Annotated in this window: 5 protein-coding genes; all 5 read left to right on the top strand. The window is 48.0% G+C overall.

Annotated elements, in window-relative coordinates; all coding sequences use genetic code 11:
* Positions 1-449: 449 nt before the first annotated feature.
* The 5 genes from ruvA (at position 450) to QUB33_RS28760 (ending at position 4,104) form a co-directional block, all read left to right on the top strand.
* Positions 450-1,073, top strand: coding sequence for a Holliday junction branch migration protein RuvA (ruvA, locus tag QUB33_RS28780; RefSeq protein ID WP_190661926.1), 624 nt, complete (start codon positions 450-452; stop codon positions 1,071-1,073).
* 150 nt (positions 1,074-1,223) lie between these two features.
* Positions 1,224-1,493, top strand: a complete 270-nt coding sequence (gene rpsO / locus QUB33_RS28775) for a 30S ribosomal protein S15 (protein ID WP_190661928.1) — start codon at positions 1,224-1,226, stop codon at positions 1,491-1,493.
* A 95-nt stretch (positions 1,494-1,588) separates the two neighbouring features.
* The gene (locus tag QUB33_RS28770; protein WP_333357865.1) at positions 1,589-2,062 is read left to right on the top strand and encodes a PAM68 family protein; all 474 of its coding nucleotides are present in this window, start codon (positions 1,589-1,591) and stop codon (positions 2,060-2,062) included.
* A 205-nt stretch (positions 2,063-2,267) separates the two neighbouring features.
* Entirely contained in the window at positions 2,268-3,329 is a 1,062-nt protein-coding gene (gene aroF / locus QUB33_RS28765; protein WP_333357862.1) for a 3-deoxy-7-phosphoheptulonate synthase, read from the top strand.
* Between the two features lie 478 nt (positions 3,330-3,807).
* On the top strand, positions 3,808-4,104 hold the full coding sequence (locus QUB33_RS28760) for a hypothetical protein (protein WP_333357859.1): 297 nt from the start codon (positions 3,808-3,810) through the stop codon (positions 4,102-4,104).
* Positions 4,105-4,152: the final 48 nt, after the last annotated feature.

Genomic DNA, 4,152 nt, shown 5'->3' with positions numbered 1-4,152 from the left:
TTGTGTTTGTAAGGCAATGATCTATATATATATTGCCTTACAGATTTTTTTGAGTTCACTTTTTCAGTGCCATTGAATCATAGTCCTTTTTCAGGAGCCTACAGATGAAGCTGAAGAAGACCCCAGCGATACTTTAGTTGCAGAAGTAAAAGCCCGTCTCAGAAGATCGTTGCAGCAAGCCAAAGCCGGAACAACCAGATGAATCTCGGATGTGTGGGAGAGAATCGATCGATTTGAGATTTTAGATTTTAGACGATCTCACGATCGCTCAAGTTGAATAGCCGTCGATCGTACTTTTGTTAACCATATACTCAAAATCCCTGAAGCGAAGCTATCTTTTCGCAGGGGTTCGGTGAAGGGTAGGGAATCGCGCAGATATCAGCCTCAACTCCATCTGCTGCATCATCGGCGATTTTGATGAAAGCCCATAGCGGTGTATTATTAACCCTATGATTAGCTATCTCAAAGGCACAGTCGCCGATATCGCCAAAGGCAGCAACCGCGTCATATTGACTCTGGAAGTCAATCAAATTGGCTATGAAATCCAAATTTTGCCCCGCGTGACCGGTCAATTGCCAGCATCCGGCGAAGTCGCCCAAATTTTTACCCACCAGCAAGTTAAAGAAGACCAAATCGTCTTGTACGGTTTTGGCAGCGCGGCCGAACGCGATTTGTTTCGGCAGTTGACAAGTGTCAGCGGTGTGGGTGCTCAACTGGCGATCGCACTTCTCGATACTTTAGGATTACAAGATTTAGTCCAGGCGATCGTCGGCGGTAACACCCGCATCCTCGCCAAAACTCCGGGCGTGGGTACAAAAACCGCAGAACGTCTCGCCCTGGAACTCAAAAGCAAACTCTCGGAATGGCGACAGCAAGCAGGTTTGACAACTTCAGTCGCCGCCGGAGTCCCCCCAGCTATTCAAGAAGAAGTCGAGATGATCCTGCTGGCGATGGGGTACACTGCGGCTGAAGTCTTGCAAGCGCTGCAAACCCTCAGTCAAGACAGCACTTTGTCCGCCAAAGCGAATGCCGATGATTGGATACGTGAGGCGATCGCCTATTTGAGCCGATAATCCCCTACCCGATCCCGAAACCGGGAATAAAAACCCAAATTCCGCCGGGCCAACAAACCCATCCCTGGCAAAAATTTTATCGTTGTTATGCTTCCCCTGTGATAACATAGGAGATTGTGACAATCGTACAAAAAAAACTAAAATCAATTCATGGCTCTTACACAACAGCGCAAACAAGAAATCATGGGCGACTTCCAAACCCATGAAACCGATACCGGCTCAGCAGATGTCCAAGTCGCCATGCTGACCGATCGCATCACAAAACTCAGCGCCCACCTGAAAATCAACCAAAAAGACTTCGCCTCCCGGCGCGGTTTGATGATGATGATCAGCCGCCGCAAGCGCCTGCTGGCATACATCCAAAGAGAAAATGTCGATCGCTACAAAGCATTGATTGCCCGTCTAGGCATTCGCGGCTAAACACCAAAGCCAAAATTTGCGACAATATTCTTTAATCTTGGACAAACACCAAGACTTATTGAAAAATGTTCGAGATTTCAGGTTAGAGATAAAATATGTCCTCCGAACCACCCCGCAAGCGCTTGCCCTTTGAACCGGCAACAAATCGTAAAAAAACGCCTAAAAAGCCCCCAGAACCCCAAGCAAGCCTAGCCTTAGAGCCGGATTCTGCCGACAAGCAGCCAAAAGCTAACAAAACCGGAAAACAGTCGCAATCCATCCCAGAAGTAGTCAGCCAACGCATGATATCTCGCATAGCGGTATTCTGCGGCATACCGACAATCCTGGGAATTTGCACATTTTTTGTCAGCTATTTGGTAGTCAGCAAAGGCTTGTTCGATCTGCCCAACACAGCAGTATTGCTGGTAAGCATGGGCTGTTTTGGTCTAGGCGTTCTGGGATTAAGCTACGGAGTCCTCTCCGCTTCCTGGGATGAAGAAATTTCAGGAAGCACTCTGGGGTGGGAAGAATTTAATACCAATTTTGGACGGATGCGAGAAGCGTGGCGCGCCGCCAAGCCAAAAAGTTAGTCATTAGTTATTAGTTATTAGTCATTAGCTAACAACTAAAATGTTAACCATCTAGAGTTTGTATTTGGGGAGGGAACAAGAACCCGCCCCACAACAATGCTAATAATACTGATATAAATAGATTCTCGATCGCCATTGCATCTATTTTTCTCAGTGCATCAGAGTCATCATCCGTTTCTAGCCCAACTAAAAAGGCAAAAAAAATATGATTATTGTAATGAAAGCCGGCACTCCAGAAGCCGAGATCGATCGACTAGACGAAGACCTCCGCACTAACTGGGGTTTGATACCAGAAAAAATCGTCGGCCGTTACAAAGTTGTCATGGGTTTGGTAGGCGACACCGCCGAGCTCGAACCTCTGCAACTGCGCGAAATGAGCACCTGGATTGAAGAAGTGCTGCGCGTGGAAAAACCCTACAAACGCGCTTCTATCGAGTACCGCCAAGGAGAAGCCAGCACAGTAGAAGTTGCTACTCCTTTAGGAACTGTGATGATCGGCTTGCATCACCCGATCGCGATCGTAGCAGGCCCTTGCTCGGTCGAAAACGAAGAAATGATTGTGGAAACGGCAATGCGCGTCAAAGCTGCTGGAGCTCATTTTCTCCGTGGTGGGGCGTACAAACCGAGAACTTCCCCCTACGCTTTCCAAGGCCACGGCGAGAGTGCTTTGGGATTGCTAGCGGCGGCCCGGGAAGCTAGCGGTTTGGGAATTATCACAGAAGTTATGGATGCGGCCGACTTAAGTGCGATCGTGGAAGTAGCCGACGTGATCCAAGTCGGGGCGAGAAATATGCAGAATTTCTCACTGTTGAAGAAAGTCGGAGCTCAAGATAAACCCGTTTTGCTGAAGCGCGGCATCTCCGCCACCATTGAAGAATGGTTGATGGCTGCTGAGTATATCATGGCTTCTGGCAATCCGAACGTGATTTTGTGCGAGCGCGGAATTCGCGGCTATGACAGGCAATATACACGCAATACGCTAGATTTGTCGGCAGTGCCAGTATTGCGGACTCTGACTCACTTACCGATTATGGTTGACCCTAGTCACGGCACCGGTTGGGCGCAGTTTGTACCGTCAATGGCGTTTGCTTCGATCGCCTCTGGTACTGATTCGCTGATGATTGAAGTGCACCCGAATCCCAAAAAAGCTTTGTCTGACGGACCGCAATCTTTAACACCGGATCAGTTCGACAAGTTGATGGAAGAATTGGCGGTGATTGGTAAAGTCATGGGTCGTTGGCCGCAACCCGTGCCAGTGTTGGCGTAAAAACAGGCGAAACGCCTAACCTAAAATGCGATCGCGGTTAAATCCCCGACTTCTTAAAGAAGTCGGGGATTTTGTTATTCGGCTTTTGGAATAGAGGCCCAAGGGCGATCGTACTTCTAGCGGGACTTAAACAAAAATTAAGCCCAAATTAAGTCCAAAGTGGTTTTATAAGTCGCAAATACGTCCATATTTTCTTGCAACTAGCACACAAATCTATAATACCCACTCCGGGTTACTTACTCCGTTTATGATGGCGAACAAAACCCAGCTACCACCAGCACGCTCACCATTTGTGTAATGGCTGATGGAATCTGGGTCTGGTTCTGGGGGGGTGACAAAGAGGCCTCTAAAGTAGACCGCATAAGGGTTGCCACTTGACTGGGTGACCTGGGGCTTACAAGTGTAGGTTTTTTACAATGAAGAGGAACAACAGATATAGAGACTGGACGGGTCAGCCCACCATCTAGCTTTGAGACTTATGCTGAAAAATCACTACCTGAAACAGTGGATGAGCATTGTCAGCTATCATCTGCCAGAGCTAACCCTACCTCAAGCATCAGGGCTAGCAACTTGGAGTTTTGGGATGGTAATGACGCAATCGAGTAGCCTGACAAGACTGTCCCAGTTCATTGCCACACTGAACCAAGAAAAATTCAACACCGTACGGCAAAGGATGAAAGAATGGTATCAGGAAGCTCAAGCTAAGAGCGGAGTTCGGCGAGGAAACAAACGCGCTGAACTACAAGTGATATCATGTCCGGGTGCTTACCCATAATTAAGCAGCAACTGGAACTTGAGGCCACCAGTGAAAGTTTGTTAAACC

It is taken from the genome of Microcoleus sp. B3-A4, assembly GCF_036705385.1.
In the GTDB taxonomy this organism is placed as follows: domain Bacteria; phylum Cyanobacteriota; class Cyanobacteriia; order Cyanobacteriales; family Microcoleaceae; genus Microcoleus.
This window is presented reverse-complemented; position numbering and strand designations above follow the sequence as displayed.

Bases quoted from the DNA above. Each gene is read 5' to 3' on its own strand.
- ruvA (WP_190661926.1), top strand. From the start codon at position 450: ATGATTAGCTATCTCAAAGGCACAGTCGCCGATATCGCCAAAGGCAGC.
- rpsO (WP_190661928.1), top strand. From the start codon at position 1,224: ATGGCTCTTACACAACAGCGCAAACAAGAAATCATGGGCGACTTCCAA.
- QUB33_RS28770 (WP_333357865.1), top strand. From the start codon at position 1,589: ATGTCCTCCGAACCACCCCGCAAGCGCTTGCCCTTTGAACCGGCAACA.
- aroF (WP_333357862.1), top strand. From the start codon at position 2,268: ATGATTATTGTAATGAAAGCCGGCACTCCAGAAGCCGAGATCGATCGA.
- QUB33_RS28760 (WP_333357859.1), top strand. From the start codon at position 3,808: ATGCTGAAAAATCACTACCTGAAACAGTGGATGAGCATTGTCAGCTAT.